Annotated in this window: 26 protein-coding genes; 17 read left to right on the forward strand and 9 right to left on the reverse strand. The window is 70.5% G+C overall.

Going from position 1 to position 23591, the window contains the following annotated elements:
• Positions 1-342 precede the first annotated feature (342 nt).
• The 7 genes from AC07DI_RS07000 (at position 343) to serC (ending at position 7082) form a co-directional block, all read left to right on the forward strand.
• On the forward strand, positions 343-1884 hold the full coding sequence (locus tag AC07DI_RS07000) for a sensor histidine kinase (RefSeq protein WP_478902719.1): 1542 nt from the start codon (positions 343-345) through the stop codon (positions 1882-1884).
• The gene (locus tag AC07DI_RS07005; protein WP_478902721.1) at positions 1881-2351 is read left to right on the forward strand and encodes a roadblock/LC7 domain-containing protein; all 471 of its coding nucleotides are present in this window, start codon (positions 1881-1883) and stop codon (positions 2349-2351) included. Before AC07DI_RS07000 ends, AC07DI_RS07005 begins: the two co-directional genes overlap by 4 nt.
• Positions 2348-2704 carry a DUF742 domain-containing protein gene (locus tag AC07DI_RS07010; RefSeq protein WP_384256979.1) on the forward strand — a complete coding sequence of 119 codons (357 nt, stop codon included), beginning with the start codon at positions 2348-2350 and terminating at the stop codon, positions 2702-2704. The genes AC07DI_RS07005 and AC07DI_RS07010 overlap by 4 nt, the downstream gene beginning before the upstream one ends.
• Positions 2685-3344 carry a GTP-binding protein gene (locus tag AC07DI_RS07015; protein WP_478902723.1) on the forward strand — a complete coding sequence of 220 codons (660 nt, stop codon included), beginning with the start codon at positions 2685-2687 and terminating at the stop codon, positions 3342-3344. The genes AC07DI_RS07010 and AC07DI_RS07015 overlap by 20 nt, the downstream gene beginning before the upstream one ends.
• The gene (locus AC07DI_RS07020) at positions 3341-4621 is read left to right on the forward strand and encodes a cytochrome P450 (protein ID WP_478902724.1); all 1281 of its coding nucleotides are present in this window, start codon (positions 3341-3343) and stop codon (positions 4619-4621) included. The genes AC07DI_RS07015 and AC07DI_RS07020 overlap by 4 nt, the downstream gene beginning before the upstream one ends.
• Positions 4618-5856, forward strand: coding sequence for a cytochrome P450 family protein (locus AC07DI_RS07025; RefSeq protein ID WP_478902726.1), 1239 nt, complete (start codon positions 4618-4620; stop codon positions 5854-5856). The genes AC07DI_RS07020 and AC07DI_RS07025 overlap by 4 nt, the downstream gene beginning before the upstream one ends.
• A 107-nt stretch (positions 5857-5963) precedes the next feature.
• On the forward strand, positions 5964-7082 hold the full coding sequence (gene serC, locus AC07DI_RS07030; RefSeq protein WP_384256971.1) for a phosphoserine transaminase: 1119 nt from the start codon (positions 5964-5966) through the stop codon (positions 7080-7082).
• Between the two features lie 108 nt (positions 7083-7190).
• Here the strand turns inward: serC and AC07DI_RS07035 are convergent, their stop codons facing one another.
• The gene (locus AC07DI_RS07035) at positions 7191-8192 is read right to left on the reverse strand and encodes a TolB-like translocation protein (protein ID WP_478902727.1); all 1002 of its coding nucleotides are present in this window, start codon (positions 8190-8192) and stop codon (positions 7191-7193) included.
• An 85-nt stretch (positions 8193-8277) separates the two neighbouring features.
• On the opposite strand from AC07DI_RS07035, the gene AC07DI_RS07040 reads away from it, so the two are divergent.
• Positions 8278-9012, forward strand: coding sequence for a GDSL-type esterase/lipase family protein (locus AC07DI_RS07040; protein WP_478902729.1), 735 nt, complete (start codon positions 8278-8280; stop codon positions 9010-9012).
• A gap of 104 nt (positions 9013-9116) precedes the next feature.
• Here AC07DI_RS07040 and AC07DI_RS07045 read toward each other — a convergent pair whose 3' ends face one another.
• Together AC07DI_RS07045 and AC07DI_RS07050 are read right to left on the reverse strand one after the other, a co-directional pair.
• Positions 9117-10025 (reverse strand): hypothetical protein, encoded by a 909-nt coding sequence (locus AC07DI_RS07045; RefSeq protein ID WP_478902730.1) that lies wholly within the window; start codon positions 10023-10025, stop codon positions 9117-9119.
• A 106-nt stretch (positions 10026-10131) separates the two neighbouring features.
• Complete coding sequence (locus tag AC07DI_RS07050; RefSeq protein ID WP_478902732.1) at positions 10132-10542, reverse strand: hypothetical protein; 411 nt, start codon at positions 10540-10542, stop codon at positions 10132-10134.
• Between the two features lie 119 nt (positions 10543-10661).
• Here AC07DI_RS07050 and AC07DI_RS07055 point away from each other — a divergent pair, with 119 nt between their 5' ends.
• Together AC07DI_RS07055 and AC07DI_RS07060 are read left to right on the forward strand one after the other, a co-directional pair.
• Complete coding sequence (locus tag AC07DI_RS07055; RefSeq protein WP_478902733.1) at positions 10662-11438, forward strand: helix-turn-helix domain-containing protein; 777 nt, start codon at positions 10662-10664, stop codon at positions 11436-11438.
• Positions 11435-11683: a DUF397 domain-containing protein gene (locus AC07DI_RS07060; RefSeq protein WP_478902735.1), complete on the forward strand. Its 249-nt coding sequence runs from the start codon at positions 11435-11437 to the stop codon at positions 11681-11683. Before AC07DI_RS07055 ends, AC07DI_RS07060 begins: the two co-directional genes overlap by 4 nt.
• A gap of 5 nt (positions 11684-11688) precedes the next feature.
• Here the strand turns inward: AC07DI_RS07060 and AC07DI_RS07065 are convergent, their stop codons facing one another.
• Positions 11689-12195 (reverse strand): carboxymuconolactone decarboxylase family protein, encoded by a 507-nt coding sequence (locus AC07DI_RS07065; RefSeq protein ID WP_478902736.1) that lies wholly within the window; start codon positions 12193-12195, stop codon positions 11689-11691.
• 42 nt (positions 12196-12237) lie between these two features.
• On the opposite strand from AC07DI_RS07065, the gene AC07DI_RS07070 reads away from it, so the two are divergent.
• From AC07DI_RS07070 to AC07DI_RS07080, 3 genes are all read left to right on the forward strand, one after another.
• Positions 12238-12753, forward strand: a complete 516-nt coding sequence (locus tag AC07DI_RS07070) for a MarR family winged helix-turn-helix transcriptional regulator (protein WP_478902738.1) — start codon at positions 12238-12240, stop codon at positions 12751-12753.
• Positions 12754-12834: 81 nt separating this feature from the next.
• Positions 12835-13425, forward strand: coding sequence for a Uma2 family endonuclease (locus tag AC07DI_RS07075; RefSeq protein ID WP_478902739.1), 591 nt, complete (start codon positions 12835-12837; stop codon positions 13423-13425).
• 49 nt (positions 13426-13474) lie between these two features.
• A complete protein-coding gene (locus AC07DI_RS07080; protein WP_478902741.1) occupies positions 13475-14503 on the forward strand; it encodes an aldo/keto reductase in 1029 nt (342 codons plus the stop codon).
• 163 nt (positions 14504-14666) lie between these two features.
• On the opposite strand, the gene thpR is transcribed toward AC07DI_RS07080, so the two are convergent.
• Positions 14667-15260, reverse strand: coding sequence for an RNA 2',3'-cyclic phosphodiesterase (gene thpR, locus AC07DI_RS07085; protein WP_478902743.1), 594 nt, complete (start codon positions 15258-15260; stop codon positions 14667-14669).
• A gap of 24 nt (positions 15261-15284) precedes the next feature.
• On the opposite strand from thpR, the gene AC07DI_RS07090 reads away from it, so the two are divergent.
• The gene (locus AC07DI_RS07090) at positions 15285-15809 is read left to right on the forward strand and encodes a GNAT family N-acetyltransferase (protein ID WP_478902745.1); all 525 of its coding nucleotides are present in this window, start codon (positions 15285-15287) and stop codon (positions 15807-15809) included.
• A 108-nt stretch (positions 15810-15917) separates the two neighbouring features.
• On the opposite strand, the gene AC07DI_RS07095 is transcribed toward AC07DI_RS07090, so the two are convergent.
• Both AC07DI_RS07095 and AC07DI_RS07100 read right to left on the reverse strand, forming a co-directional pair.
• Positions 15918-17276: an MFS transporter gene (locus AC07DI_RS07095; protein ID WP_478902746.1), complete on the reverse strand. Its 1359-nt coding sequence runs from the start codon at positions 17274-17276 to the stop codon at positions 15918-15920.
• A 71-nt stretch (positions 17277-17347) separates the two neighbouring features.
• On the reverse strand, positions 17348-17785 hold the full coding sequence (locus AC07DI_RS07100) for a MarR family winged helix-turn-helix transcriptional regulator (RefSeq protein WP_384256939.1): 438 nt from the start codon (positions 17783-17785) through the stop codon (positions 17348-17350).
• A 145-nt stretch (positions 17786-17930) separates the two neighbouring features.
• On the opposite strand from AC07DI_RS07100, the gene AC07DI_RS07105 reads away from it, so the two are divergent.
• The gene (locus AC07DI_RS07105) at positions 17931-18113 is read left to right on the forward strand and encodes a ribbon-helix-helix protein, CopG family (RefSeq protein WP_384256936.1); all 183 of its coding nucleotides are present in this window, start codon (positions 17931-17933) and stop codon (positions 18111-18113) included.
• A gap of 16 nt (positions 18114-18129) precedes the next feature.
• Here AC07DI_RS07105 and AC07DI_RS07110 read toward each other — a convergent pair whose 3' ends face one another.
• Complete coding sequence (locus tag AC07DI_RS07110) at positions 18130-19578, reverse strand: NCS2 family permease (protein WP_478902748.1); 1449 nt, start codon at positions 19576-19578, stop codon at positions 18130-18132.
• A 241-nt stretch (positions 19579-19819) separates the two neighbouring features.
• Between AC07DI_RS07110 and AC07DI_RS07115 the strand changes: the two genes are divergently transcribed.
• Positions 19820-20080: a DUF2530 domain-containing protein gene (locus AC07DI_RS07115; RefSeq protein ID WP_384256932.1), complete on the forward strand. Its 261-nt coding sequence runs from the start codon at positions 19820-19822 to the stop codon at positions 20078-20080.
• A gap of 131 nt (positions 20081-20211) precedes the next feature.
• Positions 20212-22617: a cation-translocating P-type ATPase gene (locus AC07DI_RS07120; RefSeq protein WP_478902750.1), complete on the forward strand. Its 2406-nt coding sequence runs from the start codon at positions 20212-20214 to the stop codon at positions 22615-22617.
• 9 nt (positions 22618-22626) lie between these two features.
• Here AC07DI_RS07120 and AC07DI_RS07125 read toward each other — a convergent pair whose 3' ends face one another.
• Positions 22627-23478, reverse strand: a complete 852-nt coding sequence (locus AC07DI_RS07125) for a calcium-binding protein (protein ID WP_478902752.1) — start codon at positions 23476-23478, stop codon at positions 22627-22629.
• Between the last annotated feature and the right edge of the window lie 113 nt (positions 23479-23591).

The following is a 23591-nucleotide window of genomic DNA, read 5'->3' on the forward strand; positions in this document are numbered from 1 at the left end:
AGCCGCTGGTGCCGCCGGTGCCACTGGTACCGCCGGTTTTGCCACCGTGGCCACCCGAGCCGCCGGTTTTGCCACCGTGGCCGCCGGATTTGCCGGAGCCGCCCCCGAGGCCACCGGACCCCCGGGGACCGCCGAGCTCACCGGAACCGCCAGGACCGCCGCCGAGATCGCTCATCCCCCAAGCATGCCCACGCGGCAACCCCTCGTGGCCACCCCGCCCCACCCGTTTTCTCATGATCCGGACCGGAAGGTTCCCAACTCGGTCGACAACTCTCCTATAGTGATCTTTTCTTGAGCCAAGCTTGAGCAGAGTGTGTCGCTTCCGATCGAGGACCCCGATTGATGACCGCGCAAACCCCCCCAGCGCGCCCCGGGACGGAGCACCCTCCGCTGCGCCCGTCCGCGCTCGTCCTGCTGACCTGCGCCGTGGTCACCGCGGCGCTCACCGGAGCCGCCGCGGCCCTCGCGCCCGCCTCCGTACGCACCCCGCTGGCCTGGGGATCCGGCGCCGCGGCCGTAGCCCTGACGGTCGCCGTGACGCTCGCCTTCCACACCCTGCGCGCCAACTCCCTGCTGCGCCGCCGCGTGGCGGCCGGGGAGCAGGACGCGGAGCGCCTCGTACGCGAACAGGCCGCCCGTACCGAGGAGTTCACCCGTGAGCGGACCGCGCTCACCGAGTACTTCGCCCGGGAGCGGACCGAGCTGACCGTGCGCGTGCGCCGCGCCGAGTCCGAGCGCGCCGCCGCCCTCGCCGCCTGCGCCAACGCCGCGGGCCGCATGCAGGCCCTGGCCACCGGCATGCTCGCCGACCTGCGCGAGATGGAGGGCAGGCACGCCGACGAGGACGTCCTCACCGACCTCCTCCACCTCGACCACCGCACCGCGCAGGCGGGCCGCATCGCCGACTCCGTCGCGGTGCTCACCGGCGCCCGCTCCGGCCGCCGCTGGGCCCGGCCCATCGTCATGGAGTCGATCCTGCGCGGTGCGATGGGCCGCATCGGCGGCTACCAGCGGGTGCGCGTCCACTCGGCCAGCGAGGTCGCCGTCGCGGGCCACGCCGCCGAGGGCGTCATGCACGCCCTGGCCGAACTCCTCGACAACGCGACGAACTTCTCGCCGCCCACCTCCGAAGTGCACGTCTACATCGAGGAGGTCGCGGCGGGCGTCATCATCTCCGTCGAGGACAGCGGCCTCGTGATGGGGCCCGTGCAGCAGCGCCGCGCCGAGCAGGCCGTGTCCGGTGAGGCCCAGGGCCTCGGCGGCCTGTCCGGCACCCGGCTCGGGCTCGCGGTGGTCGGCAGGCTGGCCCGCAAGCACGGTCTGACGGTGTCGTTCCGGCCGTCGGCGCGGGGCGGTACGGGCGTACTCCTGCTGATACCCCAGGAGTTGGTCTCCCGGCCCTCTGCGACGGCTCCGAACACGGCGGCCCTCCCGCTCCCAGCCTCCGCGACCGAGCGTGCCACCCCCGACGCCCCGTCACCCGCGAGCGCGCCGGAGGGGACGCGGAGGGATGTGCGCACGGAGCACCGAGCCGACCGTGACGTCCAGGAACTTCCGACGCGGCGCAGGGATGGCGAGTACGCACATCCCCCCGCGGCCCCGCACCTGCAGACGAACCCCGGGCGCCCGGCCGAAGACACCCCCGACGCCCCCCTCCCCAAGCGCCCCCGCGGCCGCACCCTCGCCGCCGCCGAGCGGGCCCGCGCCGACAGCGACACGGGTGAGACCCGGCGGCCGCCCGCCGCCACCGCCGCGAGCACCGCGGCCCGCTTCAGCAGCTTCCGCCAGGCCGTCCGCCCCGCTCCGTCGGACCCCTCAGGACCGGCGCAGGACACGGACGCCACCGCAACTCCCCCGCACCCGGAAGGCGAGACCCCCCGATGAACACCGGCTCCACCCCCGGCACCACCGCCGGTTCCACCCCCGGCACCACCACCGACGAGAAGCTCACCTGGCTCCTCCAGGGACTCCTGGAGCGCACCCCCGGCGCCCGGCACGCCCTCGTGCTCTCGCGGGACGGCCTGAAGCTGTGCCGCACGCCCGAGCTCTCCGTCGACCAGGCCGACCAGCTGGCCGCGATAGCCGCCGGCATCCAGTCCCTCTCGCACGGCGCGTCCGCCGAGTTCGGCGACGGCAGCGGCGGGGTCCGCTCCGCGATGGCCGAGTTCTACGGCGGCATCCTCTTCATCGTCGAGGCGGGCGAGGGCGCGCACCTCGCGGTCATCGCCGCCGAGGACGCCGACGCGGGCCTCGTCGGGCACACCATGGCCGAGCTGGTCGAGCAGCTCGGCGAGCACCTGCGCGCCGCGCCCCGCACGGACGGCGCCCCCCGCACCCAGCCCGCCTCATGAGCCGCCCCGGCCGGGACGACTCCCCCGACCGGCTGTACACCCTCACCGGAGGACGCAGCCGGTCGGCGCCCGACACCCCCTTCGACCTGGTGACGCTCGTCGTCGCCGAGTCGGCGCCGGTCCCCGGCATGCAGTCCGAGCACGCCGCGATCCTGCGCCTGTGCCACCTGCCGACCGCCATGGTGGAGGTCGCCGCCGAGCTGGGCCTGCCGGTGAGCATCACCCGCATCCTGCTGTCCGACCTGCTCGACGCGGGCCGGATCAGCGCCCGCCACCCGCGCGCGGGCGCCGACCACAGCCTTCCCGACCCCGACATCCTGGAGCAGGTGCTCGTTGGACTCCGCAACCTCTGAACGCAGCGCTACCGGGGCCACCCGAACCGAACTGACCGCCACCGCGGACAACGGTCTGAAGATCGTCGTGGTCGGCGGCTTCGGCGTCGGCAAGACGACGCTCGTACGCTCCGTCAGCGAGATCCGTCCCCTCAACACCGAGGAGACGATGACGCAGGCCGGGCGGGGCATCGACGAGACGGGCGGCCTCGACGGGCTGCGCGCCAAGACGTCCACGACCGTCGCCTTCGACTTCGGCCGCATCACGCTCGACGCCCACAACATCCTCTACCTCTTCGGCGCCCCCGGCCAGGAACGCTTCTGGTTCCTGTGGGACCGCCTCTTCTCCGGCACGCTCGGCGCGGTCGTCCTCGTGGACCCGCGGCGCGTCGAGGACTCCTGGTACGCGATCGACCGCCTGGAGCACCACGGCACGCCGTTCATCGTCGCCCGCAACGACTTCGGGGGCTCCCCGCACACCCTCGATCAGCTGCGCGAGGCGCTCGACCTCGACCCCGGCGTGCCGCTCGTCGACTGCGACGCGCGCTCCCGCGGGTCGAGCAAGGCCGTCCTGATCACGCTCGTGGAACACCTCCAGTCGTTGTACGCGGCCCAGCGCGCCGCCCTCCCGCCGAACGCCCTCCAGGAGAACGCCCAGTGACCTGCCCCGTAACCGGCGCCGGAGCCGACGCCGCTGCCGCGCCCGGTCCCGTCCCGCTCTCCGGCCCGCGGTTCGCCACCGAACCGACGCAGCTGTACCGGGAGATGCGCCGCGACCACGGCCCCGTCGCCCCCGTCCTCCTGGACGGCGGCATACCGGCCTGGCTGGTGCTCGGCTACCGCGAACTCCACCAGGTCACCGGCGACCCGGTCCTCTACAGCCGCGACTCCGAGCTGTGGAACCAGTGGCCGCACATCCCCGCCGACTGGCCGCTCCTGCCGATGATCGGCCACAAGCAGCCGTCGATCCTCTACACCGTCGGCGAGCGGCACACCCGCCGCGCCGCGATGATCGCGCACGCCCTCGAAGGCGTCGATCCCTTCGAACTCCGCGCGCACGCCGAGCAGTTCGCGGACGAGCTGATCGACCGCTTCTGCGGCAAGGGCACCACGGAGATCATCGCCGAGTACGCGATGCTGCTCCCGGTCCGCGTCCTCGCCCGCATCTACGGCTTCTCCGACGAGCAGGGCCCCGGCCTCGTCACGGCGATGAACGACATGATCGACGGCCGCGAACGGGCGCTCGCGGGCCAGCAGCACCTGGCCGGTTCGATGATGCGGCTCATCGCCGACAAGCACGCCGAGCCGGGCGGCGACGTCGCCTCGTACATGCTTCAGACGCAGGCGGACGACGGCGAACTGGGCTTCTCGGACGAGGAGATCGCCCAGGACCTGATGGTGATGATGGCCGCGGGCCACCAGCCGACCGCCGACTGGATCGGCAACTCGCTGCGCCTGATGCTCACCGACGACCGGTTCGCCGCCTCCCTGTTCGGCGGCCGGCACAGCGTCGCCGAGGCCATGAACGAGGTCCTGTGGGAGGACACCCCCACGCAGAACGTCGCCGGGCGCTGGGCCTCCCGCGACACCCAGCTGGGCGGTCGCCGCGTCAACTCCGGCGACCTGCTCCTGCTCGGCCTCGCCGCCGCCAACTCCGACCCGCAGGTCCGCACCGACGGCTCGGCGCTCACCGGCGGCAACAGCGCCCACTTCTCCTTCGGCCACGGCGAGCACCGCTGCCCCTTCCCCGCCCAGGAGGTCGCCGAGGTCATCGCCCGCACCGGTATCGAGGTCCTCCTCGACCGGCTGCCCGACCTCGACCTCGCGGTGCCCGCCGACGCCCTGACCCGCCGCCCGTCGCCCTGGCTGCGCGGCCTCACCGACCTGCCGGTGAGCTTCACCCCGACCCCGACCTCAGTGTTTGGAGACCTCAGATGAAGCGCATCGCCCTGGACCCGTTCGTCACCGACCTCGACGCCGAGAGCGCCCTGCTGCGCGCCGCGGGCCCGCTCGCCGAGGCGGAGCTGCCGGGCGGCGTCCCGGTGTGGGCGGTCACGCACCACGCCGAGGCGCGCCGGCTCCTCACCGACAGGCGCCTGGTGAAGGACATCGATGTCTGGGGCGCCTGGCGGCGCGGCGAGATCCCCGCCGACTGGCCGCTGATCGGCCTCGCCAACCCCGGCCGCTCCATGCTGACGGCCGACGGCGAGGAGCACCGCAGGATGCGCACGCTGGTGGCGCAGGCGCTGACGCCGCGCCGCGTGGAGCGCATGCGGACCCGCATAGCGGAACTCGCCTCGGGCCTCCTGGACAAACTCCCCACCGACTCCGGCACGGTCGACCTGAAGGCGGAGTTCGCCTACCCCCTCCCCATGTACGTCGTCAGCGACCTGATGGGCATCGACGAGGCGGACCTCCCGCGCCTGAAGGTCCTCTTCGACAAGTTCTTCTCCACGCAGACGCCCCCGGACGAGGTCGTGGCGACGCTCGGCGAGCTCGCCGGGATGATGGCCAAGGTCGTCGCGGAGCGCCGCGCGAAGCCCGGCGACGACCTGACGAGCGCCCTCGTCCAGGCCTCCGAGAACGGCGACCGCCTCACCGACGAGGAGATCGTCTCCACCCTCCAGCTGATGGTCGCCGCGGGCCACGAGACGACGATCTCCCTCATCGTCAACGCCGTCGTCAACCTCGCCGCCCACCCCGACCAGCTCGCGCTGGTCCTCGCGGGCGAGGTCGGCTGGGACGCGGTGATCGAGGAGACCCTGCGCTACTCCTCACCGACCTCGCACGTCCTGATCCGCTTCGCCGCGGCGGACGTCCCCGTCGGCGACAAGGTGATCCGCGAGGGTGACGCGGTGATCATCAGTTACGGCGCGATAGGCCGCGACGAGGCCGCGCACGGCCCCACGGCGGGCACCTTCGACATCACCCGCACGTCCCCCACCCGCCACATCTCGTTCGGCCACGGCCCCCACGTCTGCCCCGGCGCGGCCCTCTCCCGCCTGGAGGCGGGAGTAGCCCTCCCGGCCCTGTACGCCCGCTTCCCTGACCTGCGACTCGCGGTCCCGCACGAGGCCCTCCGCAACAAGCCGGTGGTGACGCAGAACGATTTGTACGAGCTGCCGGTGCGTCTTGGGCCCGCCCGGGGGCAATCCAGCCCCTCCGGCGTTTGAGGAGCGGGGCCCGGGGCGGAGCCCCGCGGCGCCCACCCCGGGTGACCGAGGATCTCAGCCGACGGACACCACCAAGACGGCGAGCCCCGAACCGCTAGGCTCGCCCCGTGGCTGAGATCCAGATTCCCGCTGACATGAAGCCCGCCGACGGCCGTTTCGGCGCGGGCCCCTCCAAGGTGCGTACGGAGGCGCTGGACGCCCTGGCCGCCACCGGTACCTCTCTGCTCGGTACGTCCCACCGCCAGGCCCCGGTCAAGAACCTGGTCGGCCGCGTGCGCGAGGGCATCGCCGACCTCTTCTCCCTCCCCGAGGGCTACGAGGTGATCCTGGGCAACGGTGGCTCCACCGCGTTCTGGGACGTGGCGACGCACGGCCTGATCGAGAACAAGTCGCAGCACCTCAACTTCGGCGAGTTCTCCTCCAAGTTCGCGAAGGCGTCGAAGCTCGCCCCGTGGCTGGCCGAGCCGACCGTGATCGCGAGCGACCCGGGCACGCACCCCGACCCGAAGGCGGAGGCGGGCGTCGACGTCTACGCCTTCACGCACAACGAGACCTCCACCGGCGTCGCCGCCCCCATCAAGCGCGTCGCGGGCGCCGACACCGGCTCCCTCGTCCTGGTGGACGCCACGTCCGGCGCGGGCGGCCTGCCGGTCGACATCGCCGAGACGGACGTCTACTACTTCGCCCCGCAGAAGTCCTTCGCCTCGGACGGCGGCCTGTGGCTGGCCGCGTTCTCCCCGGCGGCGATCGAGCGCGCCGAGCGGATCCACGCGTCGGGCCGCCACGTCCCGGAGTTCTTCTCCCTCCCCACGGCGATCGACAACTCCCGCAAGAACCAGACGTACAACACCCCGGCGCTCGCCACGCTCTTCCTCCTCGCCGAGCAGCTGGACTGGATGAACTCCCAGGGCGGCCTGGACTTCACGACCGGCCGCACGGCCGCGTCCTCGCGCACGCTGTACGGCTGGGCCGAGGAGTCCAAGTACGCGACCCCGTTCGTCACGGACCCGGCGAAGCGCTCGCAGGTCATCGGCACGATCGACTTCGCGGACGAGATCGACGCGGGCGCGGTGGCGAAGGCCCTGCGCGCGAACGGCATCGTGGACACGGAGCCGTACCGCAAGCTGGGCCGCAACCAGCTGCGCGTCGCGATGTTCCCGGCGATCGACCCCGCGGACGTCGAGGCGCTCACGAAGTGCATCGACTACGTGATCGAGAAGCTCTGACGCTTCACTGCGCGACCAGCCGCGGGTGCGCCGTAGCTGGTCGCGCAGTTCCCCGCACCCCGAACCTCGGGTGCGTAAGCCTCTCCCCCCAAGCCGCCCTTCGCCCCGCTACTTGCGCCCGCGCCGTCCCAGCCGTTTCAGGCCGAACACGGCGAGCAGGACGGCTCCGACGACTATGGCGCCCGTCTTGAGGCTTCCGTTGAGGAAGGGGTCGTCGCCGTCGCGGGCCGTGCCGCCGTTGTCCGAGGGGGACTTGCCGTTTCCGCCGCCCCCGCCGGGCGCCTCCACGGGCTCCACGTCGCTCTGGGCGCCCTCCGTGCCGTACATCAGGGTCGTGCCGTCCGTCGTGTACGTGACGGACTCGCCCTGCCGTTGCAGCGGCACGCTCAGGCGGCCCTTGCGCTGCGGCTTCTTGCCGTCGCCCTGCCACGCGTACCAGATGCCTCCGAAGTAGCCGCGCACGGCGAGCTGCTTGCCGTCGGGCGAGAAGGCGCCGTCGGTCACCCACAGGTCGATCTCGGCGACGCGCTTGAAGACGTTCGTGCCGGAGGCCGACATCCGCTCCGGGCTCTCGTACAGTCCGCCGCCGTCCTCGTTCTTGCTGACGATGTAGATGCGCCCGGTCTTCGGGTGGACCATCAGCGCCTCCGCGTCCCGCGCGCCGTCGGCGTACTTCACGACGTACTGCGTGGCGCGGACCGTCTGGTTCTTGAGCTGCTTCGGCTCGGGGAGCTTGTAGATCCAGACGTTCTTCCAGGTGCCGTTGAGGTTGTCACCGATGTCGCCGACGTAGATGTTCCCGTCGCTGCCGATCGAGATCGCCTCGACGTCGCGCGGTGCGCCGACGCCGGCCATCGTGATGGTGGCGACGGTCTCGCCCGTCTTCGAGTCGACCGCGTACAGGTAGGCGCCCTTGTCCTGGTCGTTGTGCGTCCAGTAGATGCCGGGGTGGGCGCGGGACGCGGCGAGGCCGCTGGACTCGACGATCCGCGGATCCTTGATGGTGAACCCGTCGTGGTCGTCGGCCGCGGCGGGTGCGGCGGGAACAGCCACGGCGAAGGCCAGTACGGCACCGGCGAGGACAGACGGAACAGCCCGAAGCGAACGCATGCGCCCAAGCCTGCCATCTGCCCGCGCGGGCGGCGTGCTCAGCCTCACATCGCAGTCGGTGCCCCCGATCCGCGATGATGACCCGATGTTCAGGTTCATGTTCGTCGGCGACTCGATGACGATCGGAAGCGCCGGGGAGCACACCTGGCGGTACCGGATGTGGCAGCACCTTCGCGACACCCTCGGCCCCGACGGCGCCGCCGTGGTCGGCCCGCGCACCGCCCTCTACGACAAGGCGGCGGGCGAGCCCCTCTCCCACGACTACGCCGCCACCGTGTCCCCGGACTTCCCCCGTCACCATCTCGCGGGCTGGGGCGAGGGCTGGCTGCACATGGCCCCGCACATATCCGGCGCCCTGCACCGCGACCCCGCCGACATCCTCCTCATCTCCCTCGGCCTGATCGACCTCGGCTTCTACACGAACGCGGCCCAAACGACCGACAATGTCCGCGCCTTCATCACAGCGGCCCGCGCGACGAACCCCGGCATCCGGATGGTCCTGCTCCCCGTGATCCCGAACATCCGCGCGACCTCGGACGCCCCGTTCGCGACGGAGGTCTCCCACTTCAACGAACTGCTCGCAAAGACGGTGGCAGACCTGGACACGCCGGCTTCCCCCCTGCTCCTGGCGTCCCCGCCGCTGTCGTATGACATCAATGTGGACACGTACGACGGCACGCACCCCAACGCCTCCGGCGAACACAAACTGGCGTCGGCGTTCGCGACCGCCCTGTCCCAGGGGTGGGGCATAGGCGGCCCCTACGCCACCCTCACGGGCGAGGGCACCAGGCCGCCCCTCGAAGTAGCTTCCCACCCATGAGCCACGGCCACTGGCGGCACACAGCGAAGGCTCACGCGGACCCGGATGTGCTGGCGGCGCCGACCCGCGACCACGGCGTGGACCGACGCGGGCCGGACCGCCCGTCACGTCCTCGCGCTCGCCAGGCGGTCGCGCCAGGGCAGTGGCTGTGTGCGGCGGTCTCCCTCCGTGCTGGAGGAGGCCCTTTCCGCCCGGCACCGACCGCATCGCGTCTCCTCGCCCAGGGGCCGGAAGACGTGCTCGGCACCCGACCCCTCGCAGGTCATGAGGCCGGGCCTGCCCGTGACCGCCGGAGAGGGCGTCGGCCCCGCACGGTCCGGCAGCTTCTGCACCAGCCGGTGGCGTACGAACCCGACCGCCGACCGGACCCCGCCCGAAGGCAGCCCCGCAGTCAGCGCCTTGCGGAGGTCACCGGTCGAGACACCCCGTCGCAGCCACTCCGCCGCCGACCCCGCCAGTGCTCGCGCCTCTCGTACGCCGAGCAGCAGGTCCCGGTTCACGTGGCGGAGTGACAGCAACACCCGTTCGGCCTCGGCCAGTTCCGTGTCGGCTGCGGGTTCCGACTCTTCGGGTGGGGGGTGGGGAAGATTCTTCTCCCGTTGTTCTTCTGGGTAAGAGCCACCGGGTTCCCGCGTCCCCGGCCCGCCGACCGTCGGTGCCTGCGCAGTCGGTGAGGGCCCGTCTCCGACCCGGGCCCGCCCCGCCTCCTCACCCGTCAGGGTGACGTTCGCCAGGAGCTGTTCCGTGACCCAGCGGCCCCGCTCACCCTGCCACCGCCACACGTGCAAGTAGCCGGAGTCGGCGAGGAGTTGCTTGGCCCGCTGGTAGGCGCGGCCCTTGATGCCGAGCCGCGCCGCGTGTTCGCCGAGCGATCTGGCGGAGGCGTCCGCCTCGGAGAGCCCCTGCACGTACAGGAGCAGGACCTTCGCATCGCTGTTCAGGCACTGATGCCGTACGACGTCGTGCGAAGCCTTCGTGTAGCGCCGGGTGGGCGCGATAGCATGCCGAAGCATCCCGGTGGACCTCTGATCCATTCGGTGGTGAAGGTCCTCGGGCGGTGTTGCTAGCACCTCCGGGGACCGCCCCATGTCCGGCCGGACACAGAGCGTGATGACGCGGTCACCGCACCGCACGTTTAGTCGTCTCGTGCAACAAATCACCCTCCACGAACGGGACTTCACTCGTCGGGCGTGACCTCCAGTCCAGGGGCCATGTGTAGCCGTCCAGCGCGGGCACGCCGACGTACGCGAGGCTCCCCGCGCTCCGGCCCAGCGCCCGCACACCGACCGGCCAGGCGTACGACTCCGCTGCCTGCGGGGGCAGCAGGAAGTAGAGGTAGCGCCCGCCCGTCGCCTCGCGGACGATCGGGCCCGCGCGGAACTCCGTGAACTGCATCAGGTCGTACGCGACTTGCTCGCCGAGCGCGCCCTCGATCCGTACCGCGTCGAAGTGAATGCCCGCGTGCCGCAGGGCGTGGCCCGTCGCCGGAATCCAGTCGTGGACCCTGAGTGATGAGGTTTCCGAGTTCATGCGGCAAATGCTTACGGGCGCTCACATACTGTGACCAGGGATTCGCAGGCGTCGTGCTGCGCTGTGCACTTGGGGAGGTCGCTGTGCACTCCGGTGGACAGAACTCAGGGAACCTGGAGATGTTCGGTGCGTTGCTGCGGTTCTTCCGTGAGCGGGCCGGGATGACGCAGGAGAAGCTGGGCGGATACGTCGGGTACTCCAAGTCGCAAGTGGCAATGGTGGAGCGGGGCGAGCGGCCCCCAAAGGGCAAGCTGGTCGAGATCGCGGACGAAGTGCTCGGTGCACAAGGTGCACTTCTTGCGGCAGGCAAGAAACTTCAGGTCAGCCGGTTCCCGTCGTGGTTCGAGGACTACGCCGAGCTTGAGGCGGAGGCCGTCGCCATCTACATGTACGCGAACCACGTGATCCCCGGCATGCTCCAGACCGAGTCGTATGCGCGGGCGATCTTCAACTGCCATTGCCCACCCCTGGAGGACGAGGAGGTCGAGTCGCGCGTAACTGCCCGACTCGGCCGACAGCACGTGCTTCAGCGCAAGCCCGCGCCGCTCGTCGGCTTCGTGCTGGAGGAGCACACGTTGACTCGGCCACTTGGCAGCCGCCAGGCGCTCAGGGAGCAGCTGGACCACGTTCTCGACGTGGGGCAGCGGCGCAACGTCGAGATCCAAGTGATGCCCCACAACCGACAGACGCACGCCGGGCTGAACGGCCCGATGATCCTGCTGGAGACGACCGACCGAGACCGTGTCGCTTACGTCGAGGGACCGAACGGCGGTTACTTCGTACGCCAACACCCCGACCTGGGAGACCTGTTCGCGCAGTATGGCATTCTGCGGGCTCAGGCTCTCAACCCCGAAGAGTCCGCGAAATGGATCGGACAGGTGGCACAGACGCAATGAACACCGAGCTGATGTGGTTCAAGTCCAGCTACAGCGGCGACCAGGGCGGCGAATGCGTGGAGGTGGCCCTCACCTGGACCAAGTCCAGCTACAGCGGCAGCCAGGGCGGCGAATGCCTGGAGATGGCCGCCACCCCCGCCACCATCCACATCCGCGACTCAAAGCTGAACCCCACCGGCCCCACCCTCCAGATATCCCCCACCACCTGGACCGCCTTCCTGGCGCGCCACGGCGAGGCGGACTGACGCGCTCACACCGCCCGCGTCAGCCGGTTCGCGAGCGTCGACATCGTGTACGTACCGATGCCCATGACGACTTCGAGGGCGTTGCGCTCGGTGTAGCCGTGGGCGAAGAACTCCTTCAGGTCGGCGTCGTCGACCCCGCCCGCCGTGGCGAGGACGGTGAGCGTGAACCGGCGTACCGCTTCGAGGCGTTCGTCGGACAGCGCCCGCTCCTCGCGGAGGGCCGTGATCAGCCCGGGCGATGCGCCCAGCTTGCGCAGCTTGCCTGTGTGCATCGTCGCGCAGATGTGGCAGTCGTTGCGCGTCGCGACCGTCATGATGACGACCTCGCGGGCGACGGGTTCGAGGGTCGTCCGGTCGAAGGCCGCCGTCATCTCCAGGAACCCGTTGAGGAGGTCGGGCGACTCGGCGAGGCGGGCGACCGCGTCCGGCACCTGCCCGAAGGCGACGGCGGTGCGCTCCATCGTGGCGCGTGAGTCGGACGGTGCGGTTTCGAGTGTGTGCGCGGTGAACATCCCGTACCCCCTGTGGGCCTGCCCGGCCCTAAAATAGACAACATGGTTGACGACAAGAAGACGGTAAACCAGGTTGACGGTACGGGCAAGGGATATGACGGCAAGGGATATGAGCTGCCCCTGCTCCTCTTCGCCGGCTTCCGCACCCTCATCGACCGCCTGCACGCCGAGCTCGCCCGCCAGGGCCACCCCGACCTCCGCCCCGCGCACGGGTTCGCGATGCAGGCCATCGGGGCGGGCGGCGCCAACGCCAGCGAGGTCGGGCGGCGGCTCGGTGTCTCCAAGCAGGCCGCGGGCAAGACGGTCGACCGGCTCATCACCCTCGGCTACGCCGCCCGCACCGATGACCCCGCCGACGCCCGCCGCAAGCTGGTCCAGCTCACCCCGCGCGGGTTCGACGCGCTGCGCCGCTCGGCGGCGGTCTTCGACGAGTTGCGGGCGGAGTGGGCCGAGGCCCTCGGGGCGCGTCGGCTCGGCGAGCTGGAATCCGGGCTCCGGATGGTTGTTCCCCCGGACGCCTTCCGGCTCGACGCGGCGGGGTGGCTGGGTGGCTCGTGACCGGACGTGACCTCGGCTCCGTGCGTATCGTTGTACTGCGCGGCTGCGTTCGAGCGAGGGCGGCCGGGGAGGAGCGCCACGATGACCGTCGTAGAGACCGACAGGATCGAGATGGCTGAGATCGGCGACGAGCGCACCTTGGACAAGATGTTCGAGTGGCTTGAGACGATGCCCGACCCCGAGGGAATCAAGACCGAGATCGTCGGGGGGCACGTCTTCATGTCGTCACAGCGGGACACCCACTGGGCAATCACCCTGGACATCATCGAGCAGTTGCGCAGCAAGTATCCGCGCAAGCGACTGAAGTCCGACGTCCGCATCGACTACCCGGGATACCTCAACGGCTTCGCAGCCGACGTGACGCTCCTGGCCGAGGACGCCACCAAGAACGAGAAGGGCCAGTGGCAGTACCGGGACGTCCAGTTCGTGGCTGAAGTGATCTCCAAGAGCACGGGGATGAACGATTACGGCCCGAAGAAGACCGCGTACGCCGAAGCCAAGGTTCCCGTCTACCTCATCGTCGACCCGTACCAGGGCCGGTGCCTGCTCTACACCGACCCCAAGAACGGCGAGTACGACACTGACCGGAAGTTCGTCTTCGGCGACGCGGTGGACCTCACCCACACCACCGTCGGTCTCACCCTCAGCACCGACGAGTTCCCCCGCGACTGACCGATCCCCCCTTGCCTGGAGCCCACTCCACCCCGTTGGCTATGACCTCATGAGGTACACGCAGCTGGGACGCACAGGGCTCAAGGTCAGCCGGCTCACGCTCGGCACCATGAACTTCGGGCCGCTCACCAACGAACCCGACAGCCACACCCTCATGGACGCCGCGCTCGACGCGGGCGTCAACTACTTCGACACCGCCAACGTCTACGGACAGAGCGCGGGCAAGGGCCGCACCGAGGAGATCATCGGCACCTGGTTCACCCAGGGCGGCGGCCGGCGCGACAAGGTCGTTCTCGCCACCAAGGTGTACGGGAACATGAGCCCGGGCGGCGAGGCCTCCTGGCCCAACCACGACCGGCTCTCCGCGCTCAGCATCCGCCGCGCCGTGGACGCCAGCCTCAAGCGGCTGCAGACCGACTACATAGACATCTACCAGTTCCACCACATCGACCGGCAGACCCCGTTCGAGGAGATCTGGCAGGCCGTCGACGTACTCGTCACGCAGGGCAAGATCCTCTACGCCGGGTCGTCCAACTTCCCCGGCTACAAGATCGCCCAGGCCAACGAGACCGCCCGCCGCCACGGTGGCTACGGACTCGTCAGCGAGCAGTGCCTCTACAACCTCGCCGAGCGCAGCGCCGAGATGGAGGTCATCCCGGCCGCCCAGGAGTACGGCCTCGGCGTCATCCCGTGGTCACCGCTGTACGGCGGGATGCTCGGCGGCGTCCTGAAGAAGGGGCGCGTGAAGGGGCGCGGGAAGGCCGGCGCGAAGGCGGGCGAGGGCTCGCGCCGCACCGGCGGGCGCGCCGCCGCCGAGCTCGCCAAACCGGAGGTCCGCGCGCGGGTCCAGGCGTACGAGGAGCTGCTCGACAAGCACGGCCTGGAGCCCGGCGAGGTCGCGCTGGCCTGGCTGCTCACCCGGCCCGGCGTCACCGCGCCGATCGTCGGCCCGCGCACGGCGGACCAGCTGGACTCCGCGCTGCGCGCCGTCGAGCTCGAACTGTCCGCCGAGCTCCTCGAAGCGCTGGACGAGATCTTCCCCGGCCCGGGACCCGCACCGGAGTCCTTCGCCTGGTGATCCCGAGAGGGGAGTGACGGGCGAGGTGTGACGGGGGGTGACGGGTGGGGCGGCCCGCGTCGGCTATCCGCCGACCGCGGCCGCCACCGCCACCACGACGAACATCAGCACGAGTACACCGGCCATGATCCGGTTCCTGGTTTTCGGGTCCACGTAGTCGAGGTTAACTGGCGCCGCCCGGCTCTCCCGCGCCGCCTCCCAGTGACCAGCGCCCGACGGCCTCGTAGCGCGGCCGCTCCCCCGGCACCCCGCTGCGAGGCAGCTCGCTGCGGACGAGCGTCAGCTCCCGCACCGGCCACGCGGTGCCCGCGAAGGATCCGAGCGCGTCGGCGTACGGCGCGAGGTCCGGCTCGCCGCGGCCCCGCGCCAGCGTCAGGTGCGGGCGGTAGGGCCGGTGCTGCTCCTCCATCGTGATCCCCGCCTTGCGCGCCGCCGCGTCCGCGCGTCGGGCGAGCAGCCGCAGCGCGGCCACGTCACCCGTGGCGCCCGCCCACAGCGCCCGGTCCCCGAAGTGGCCACCGCCGCGCAGGGCGAGGGAGAAGGACGGGGTGCGGTGCGCGGCCCGTCCCAGGCGTGCCAGGAGGTCCGGCAGCGCCGCTTCGTCGGCCTCCGCCATGAAGGCGAGGGTGAAGTGCCAGCTCTCACGGGCCGTCCAGCGCAGCTCGTCGGCGCCGGGCAGCTGTTTCAACGCATGCGCGGCGGCGGCCAGTTCGCTGGTGGCGGTGTCCGGTGGGAGGACCGCGGCGAAGAGTCTCATGGAGGGTGACGCTAGCCTCCCTGCATGAGTGATACGGAGGCCATGAGGATCAGGCGGGGCGGGGTCGACGACATACCCGCGATCATCGCCCTCTTCGACGGCGCGGTGGAGTGGCTGGTCGCACAGGGCCGGATCGGGCAGTGGGGCACGAGGCCCTGGTCGGCCAACCCCAAGGCCGTCGCGATGGTCGAGAAGTACGTGACCGCGGGTGAGCCGTGGATCGCCGAGATCGACGGCGCCGTGGCGGGCACGGCCACCCTCACCGACGGGCCCGGCCCGAACATCCCCCTGGCCGACGAGCCCGAGCGGTACGTCCATCTGCTCGCCTCGGACCACCGCTTCGCCGGCCGCGGGGTGGGCCGCGCCCTCCTCGCCCACGCCGCCGAGGAGACCCGGAGGCAGGGCGTCTCCCTGCTCCGGGTCGACTGCTACGCGGGCGGCGACGGCAAGCTGGTCGCGTACTACGAGTCCACCGGCTTCACGGCGACGGAGACGTTCACGGGACCGGACGGCACGTGGCCGGGCCAGGTGCTGGCGCGGCGGGTCTGACTGCCGCCCGGCCCCGACGGGACGGGGCCGACGGGACGGGGTCCGGCTGCCGCCCGGCCCCGACGGGACGGGGTCCGGCTGCCGCCCGGCCCCGACGGGACGGGCGCCTCACGCCACCGTCGCCAACTCCCGCTCCCGGTCCCGCTCCCTCGGCACGAACTGCACGTGCTGGTGGCCCCGGCGCAGGTCCACCTTCAGGCGGAGGTTGGCCGCGCGGGCCAGCATCAGGCCGACGGCCACCGCGGCGAGTGCGCAGACGAGGCCGCCCGCGGCCATGCTGACGCGGACGCCGTAGGCGTCGGCGAGCCAGCCGAAGAGGGGGCCGCCGAGCGGCGTACCGCCGGTGAAGACCATCATGAACAGCGACATCACCCGGCCCCGCATCTCCGGGTCCGTGGCCATCTGGACCGAGGAGTTGGCGGTGACGTTCACCGTCAGGCCGAGGATGCCCATCGGCACGATCAGCGCGACGAACATCCAGTACTCCGGCGCGATGGCGGCCACGATTTGCAGCACGCCGAACGCCACGGCCGCCCCGGCGAGGAGCCGCAGCCGCGAGCTGCCGCGGCGGGCCGCCAGCAGCGCGCCGGCCAGCGAGCCGATCGCCATCAGGGTGTTGAAAAGGCCGTACATCCCCACGCCGCCGTGGAAGATGTCGTCCGCGAAGGCGCTCAGCCAGATCGGGAAGTTGAAGCCGAAGGTGCCGATGAAGCCGACGAGGACGATCGGCCAGATCAGCTCGGGGTTCTTCGATACGTAGTTCAGGCCCTCCCGGAGCTGTCCCTTGCCGCGCGGCTTGCGCGGGGTGTGGTGCAGCTCGCTCGTGCGCATCAGGAGCAGACCGGTGAGCGGCGCGAGGAAGGACAGGCCGTTGGCGAGGAACGCCCAGCCGGGGCCGACGGCCGCGGTCAGCGCGCTCGCCACGGCGGGGCCGACGAGACGGGCGGACTGGAAGTTGGCGGAGTTCAGCGAGACGGCGTTGCGGACCTGGTCGGGGCCCACCATCTCGGACACGAAGGACTGCCGCGTCGGGTTGTCGACGACGGTGACGAGGCCGGTGAAGAAGGCCGCGAAGTAGACGTGCCAGACCTGGACGTTGCCGCTGAGCGTGAGGACGGCGAGGAAGAGGCCGCTGAGGCTCATCGCGCCCTGGGTGACGAAGAGGAGGTTCCGCTTGGCGAAGCGGTCGGCGATGACACCGCCGTACAGGCCGAACAGCAGCATCGGCAGGAACTGCATGGCGGTGGTGATGCCGACGGCCGCGGAGGATCCGGTCAGGCTCAGGACCAGCCAGTCCTGGGTGATGCGGGCCATCCAGGTGCCGGTGTTGGAGACGACGGCACCGGTCGCGAAGAGCCGGTAGTTGCGGATCCGCAGCGAGCTGAACATCGAGGTCTTGCGGGGGTGGGCAGGGGTGTCGAGGGCGGTTGGTGCGGGGGCGGAGTCTGCTCCGGATCCCGTACTCAAAGTAGGTTCGCCTCCTTGGCATACGTACGGCTCCCGCGGGTCGGCGGGAGTGCCCGCGGGGTGCCGCGGGGCTACAGGTGCGCGAGCTTCTCCAGGACCGGGGCGGCGGCGCGCAGCCGGGCCCACTCGTCGTCGTCGAGGTTCTCGGTGAGCGACGCCAGCCAGGCGTTCCGCTTGCGGCGGCTCTCTTCGAGCATCGCTTCGGCGGTCTCGGTCTGGGTCACCACCTTCTGACGACGGTCCTCGGGGTGCGGCTCGAGCCGCACCAGGCCCTTCGCCTCGAGCAGTGCCACGATGCGGGTCATCGACGGCGGCTGCACATGCTCCTTGCGGGCGAGTTCGCCCGGGGTGGCGGAGCCGCAGCGGGCAAGGGTGCCGAGCACCGACATCTCGGTCGGGCTCAGCGACTCGTCGACCCGCTGGTGCTTGAGTCGACGGGACAGGCGCATCACAGCGGAGCGCAAGGCGTTCACGGCGACGGCATCGTCACCATGGGAGAGGTCCGGCATGTTTGTTAGCGTAACTCATTACCCTAGCTAAGGACCACTTGGATTCCCTGCCGCCCCACTACCGAAACCCCTTCGTCACCCGTACGGGTGAGGCGGCTCCGGAAAGCGACGCGTCGGCCACCGGGCGGCGTGGACCCTGACACGCATGGGATCGCCAGTGCTCAGCCTGCGTATAGACGGTGAGCTGCTCGACCGGCTCCGACAGCATGCGGCCAAAAGAGGAATGAGCGTCCAGGACTATGTGGTCCGGACGCTCATTCGAGACGACTTCGACGAACGGTTCGCGACGTCCGTCGAGGAGACGGAGAAGTTCTACGGGGCGGCGTGAGCGCCCCGACGGCGCCTCACGTGAGGTTCAGCGCCGGCATCAGGTAGTAGAAGGCGAAGACGGCCGACACCACATACATCGCGACCGGCACCTCCTTGCCGCGCCCGGCGACCAGCCGCAGCACGCTGAAGGTGACGAAGCCCATGCCGATGCCGTTGGTGATCGAGTACGTGAACGGCATCATCAGCATCGTCACGAACGCGGGGATCGCGATGGTGTAGTCGGCCCAGTCGATCTGCTGAATGGACCCGGAGAGGATCAGGAAGCCCACCGCGAGCAGCGCGGGCGTGGCCGCCTGGGACGGGACCATGGTGGCGAGCGGCGTGAGGAAGAGCGCGACCGCGAAGAGGCCGCCGGTGACGAGGTTCGCGAAGCCGGTGCGCGCGCCCTCGCCGACGCCCGCCGTGGACTCCACGAAGCAGGTGGTGGCGGAGGCCGATGAGGCGCCGCCCGCGGCGACCGCGATGCCGTCGACGAAGAGCACCTTGTTCATGCCGGGCATGTTGCCGCGCTCGTCGGTGAGCCCGGCCTCGTCGCCGATGCCCATGATCGTGCCCATCGCGTCGAAGAAGCACGAGAGCAGCACGGTGAAGACGAAGAGAATGCCGGTCAGGATGCCGACCTTCTCGAAGCCGCCGAAGAGGCTGATCTGCCCGACGAGCCCGAAGTCCGGGGTCGAGACGGGGTTGCCGGGCCACTTCGGGGTGGTCAGGCCCCAGGAGGGGATGTCCGCGACGGCGTTGATGATCATCGCGGCGACCGTCATGACGACGATGCTGATGAGGATGGCGCCCGGTACCTTGCGTACGAGCAGCGCCAGGGTGAGCAGCACGCCGAGCACGAAGACGAGGACGGGCCAGCCGTTGAGGTGGCCGTCGGCGCCGAGCCGGAGCGGGACAGTGGTTCCCGCGACGTCCGGCATGCGCGAGACGAAGCCGGAGTCGACCAGGCCGATCAGCATGATGAAGAGGCCGATGCCGATCGCGATGCCCTTGCGCAGGCCGAGCGGCACGGCGCTCATGACCCGCTCGCGCAGACCGGTCGCGACGAGCAGCATCACGACGAAGCCGGCCAGGACCACCATGCCCATCGCGTCGGGCCACGACATGCGGGGCGCGAGCTGCAGGGCGACGACGGTGTTGACGCCGAGGCCTGCGGCGAGCGCGATCGGGACGTTGCCGATGACGCCCATCAGGAGCGTGGTGAAGGCCGCGGTCAGCACGGTCGCGGTGACCAGCTGCTTGTTGTCGAGCTGATGCCCGTACATGTCCTTCGCGCCGCCCAGGATGATCGGGTTGAGCACGACGATGTAGGCCATGGCGAAGAAGGTGGCGAAACCGCCGCGGACCTCGCGGGCGAGGGTCGAGCCCCGCTCGGAGATCTTGAAGTAGCGGTCGAGCCCGTTCTGCGGGGGCTTCGGCGGCTCTTTGCTGGCGTCGACCGGGGCAGTGGCCGAGGAAGGCATGCGGGACCTCGTGGACTCAGAGAAGGGGGAGATCGTCAGGCCGCGACTCTCGATTGACTTGCGTCTTCTTGACTTGCGTCTTGTTGACTTGTGTCTTCTTACGAAAGCAATCGGCCATTAACGAGCCGTTTCAGTATGAATACATGAGAGGGAAATCGCTATCTCCGCGCGTAGACCCCTGGCGGACAACGGCTCGCGGGCTCGCCGCCCCGCTCCCCCGGCCCCGGCATAAGCTGTACGCATGGCGAAGTGGACCCCCAAGCACGAGGCGCCGGAGCCCCTTGAGGGCCCCGTGGTCGCCACCATCACCGGCGGCACGATCCTCTGGTTCGTCCTCTTCCTGGTCCAGCTGCCGTTCTACGGCTGGTTCGACGACCGCGACGCGACCTGGTGGGTGTGGACCTGCCTGGCCGGCGGCGGCCTCGGCCTCATCGGCATCTGGTACGTCCGGGGGCGCGACGCGGCGATCAAGCGGGCGAAGGCGGCGGCGCGGGCCCAGTAGGGCGCGCGGGCCCAGTAGGGGTGGCGAGGGCGCCGATCCGTACGACCACAGGACGGCATCCCTCCTCCCGTGGTCGGATCTTCGGGACATTCAAGGGGTGAAGCCCCACATCGCCCTTTACCGTCGAATGCATGACGCATATCGACGCGGGCGCCGAGCTCGACCCGGTCCACCCGGTGAAACTCCCGGCCGGCCGGGCCACCGGCCTGACCTCGGCCGAGGTCGCCGAACGGGTCGAGCGCGGCGAGGTCAACGACGTCCCGGTCCGCAGCTCCCGCTCCCTCGGCGAGATCGTCCGGGCCAACGTCTTCACCCGCTTCAACGCGATCATCGGCGTGCTCTGGGTGATCATGCTCTTCGTGGCGCCGATCCAGGACAGCCTCTTCGGCTTCGTGATCGTCGCCAACACCGGCATCGGCATCATCCAGGAGTGGCGCGCCAAGAAGACCCTGGACTCGCTCGCCGTCATGGGCGAGGCCAAGCCCACCGTCCGGCGCGACGGCAGCGCGAGGGAGATCTCCGGCTCGGAGATCGTCCTCGGCGACCTCGTGGAGGTGGGCCCCGGCGACAGGATCCCGGTGGACGGCGAGACGGTCGAGGCCGACAGCCTGGAGGTCGACGAGTCCCTGCTGACCGGCGAGGCCGACCCGGTCGTCAAGAAGCCCGGCGACAGGATGATGTCGGGCTCGTTCGTGGTCGCGGGCGGTGGCGCGTTCACCGCCACCAAGGTCGGCCGCGAGGCGTACGCGGCGCAGCTCGCGGAGGAGGCGAGCCGCTTCACGCTCGTCCACTCCGAGCTGCGCTCCGGCATCTCCACGATCCTCAAGTACGTGACGTGGCTGATGGTCCCGACCTCCATCGGCCTGGTGATCTCCCAGCTCGTCGTCAAGGACGACAACTTCAAGGAGTCCGTCGCGTACACGGTGGGCGGGATCGTCCCCATGATCCCGGAGGGCCTGGTCCTCCTCACCTCCGTGGCCTTCGCGATCGGCGTGATCCGGCTCGGCAGGCAGCAGTGCCTCGTCCAGGAACTCCCCGCGATCGAGGGCCTGGCCCGCGTCGACACGGTCTGCCTCGACAAGACCGGCACCCTCACCGAGGGCGGCATGGACGTCACCGAGCTGCGCCCGCTGAACGGCGGCGACGAGACGTACGTACGCAAGGTCCTCGGCGCCCTCGGCGAATCCGACCCGCGCCCCAACGCCTCGCTCCAGGCGATCATCGACGCCTACCCCGACAGTGAGGAGTGGCGCTGCACGGGGTCGCTGCCCTTTTCCTCCGCCCGCAAGTACAGCGGCGCCTCCTTCAGCGAGGGCGACGGCACCGAGTCGACCTGGCTGCTCGGCGCGCCCGACGTGCTCCTGCCCGACGGCGACCCGACCCTCAGCGAGATCGAGGAGCTCAACGAGCAGGGCCTGCGCGTGCTGCTCCTCGCCCGCGCGTCCGGCGACGACCTCGACGACCCCGGCGTGGCCGAGCGGGCACAGGCGAGCGCCCTGGTCGTCCTGGAGCAGCGGCTGCGCCCCGACGCCGCCGACACCCTGCGCTACTTCGGGGAGCAGGACGTCGCCGCCAAGGTCATCTCCGGCGACAACGCCGTCTCGGTGGGCGCGGTCGCGGGCAAGCTCGGCCTGCCCGGCGCGGAGAACACCGTGGACGCGCGCAAACTCCCCACCGAACAAGACGGGATGGCCCAGGCCCTGGACGAGCACACCGTCTTCGGCCGGGTCACCCCGCAGCAGAAGCGCGACATGGTGGGCGCCCTGCAGTCGCACGGCCACACCGTCGCGATGACCGGTGACGGCGTCAACGACGTCCTGGCCCTCAAGGACGCCGACATCGGCGTCTCGATGGGCTCGGGCTCGGAGGCGACCCGGGCGGTCGCCCAGATCGTGCTGCTCAACAACAGCTTCGCGACGCTGCCCTCGGTGGTCGCGGAGGGCCGCCGGGTCATCGGCAACATCACGCGCGTCGCCACGCTGTTCCTGGTGAAGACCGTCTACTCGGTGATCCTCGCGCTGCTCGTGGTCTGCTCCCAGGTGGAGTACCTCTTCCTGCCGCGCCACCTGACGCTGCTCTCCACCGTCACCATCGGCATCCCCGCGTTCTTCCTCGCCCTCGCCCCCAACAAGGAGCGCGCGAAGCCGCACTTCGTCCGCAGGGTCATGCGGTACGCGATCCCGGGCGGCGTCGTCGCGGGTGTCGCCACCTTCGTGACGTACCTCCTCGCGCGGCACCACTACACGGGCGCGGAGGCGCGGGAAGCCGAGACCAGCGCGGCGACCCTGACGCTGTTCCTGATCGCCATGTGGGTGCTCGCCATCATCGCCCGCCCCTACACGTGGTGGCGGATCGCCCTGATCGGCGCGATGGGTCTCGGCTTCCTCTTCGTGCTGACCGTGCCCTGGCTCCAGGACTTCTTCCAGCTGAAGCTGGTGGGCACGACGCTGCCGTGGGCGGCGGTCGCGATCGCGGCGGTGGCCTCACTGATCATCGAGGTCGTCTACCGCTGGGTGGACCGCCGCTTTGCGGCGTAGCGCCGCTTCCTACTGGACGTCGACGAAGTCGCTGGCCGACGTCACGGCCGGGGTGGTGGAGGTGCCGGCGAAGACGTACCGGAAGTAGCCGTCGGCCGAGGCCTTCACCGTGGTCTTGAGGTTGCCCTTGGTGTCGGACGTGACGGTCTTGAGGGTGGTGTAGCCGGCGGCACCCTTCTTCTTGTACTGGAGCTGCACGGGCTGCTTGGTGTAGCCGGCGTACTTCTTGGTGTCCCAGTTGGCACGGGTGAGGGCGCCGCTGACCGTGAGGGTCTTGCCCTTCTTGACGGGCTCGGGGGCGGCGTTGGTGGTGAGGCGGGCGGCGCGCTTCACCGAAGCCTGCGAGTACGTGTCCACGAAGGCGTAGTTGTCCGCGCCGTCCATGGTTCGCACGGCGACCTTCCACTTGCCCGCCAGGACGTTGCCGTAGATGTTGTCCTTCGGGTCGGCGATGACCGTGACCTTGCAGGTGGAGGTGGTCGTGTCCACCTCCGTGCAGGAGGCGTACTCGACCGAGTCCGCCGGGACGATCGCACCGTTGATGGCACCGGGGATGTCCGGGTCGAACTCGGTCCCGTGCCACAGGAATCCGAGGGCGTCCTTGATGCCGTCGGGGTCGGTGGCGGTGACCTCGACGGTGACCTTCTTCTTCTCGGTGGTACCGACCACGATGTCCTTGCCGCCGTTGACGGCGACCTTCGTGATCTTGGTGTCGCCCGCGGCCGCGCCGACCGGAGCCTGAGCGACAAAGGAGCCGGGCTTCGGGACCTGCGGACCGTCGACGGCCTGCGCGGCCGGGACGGCGAGTGCGGAAAGGGCCAGGGTGCCGGACAGTGCGGCCACGGTGGCACGGATGCGCATGTGTTTCCCCAAGTGGAGAAGGGCCCCCGCGGTGCGTCACGCCGTCACGCGAGGGCCGAATGATCTAGGAGTCTGTTGACTCGCAAGATCAGACTCGTGACACGTGTGACTGG

This window comes from Streptomyces sp. NPDC044106 (assembly GCF_056433985.1).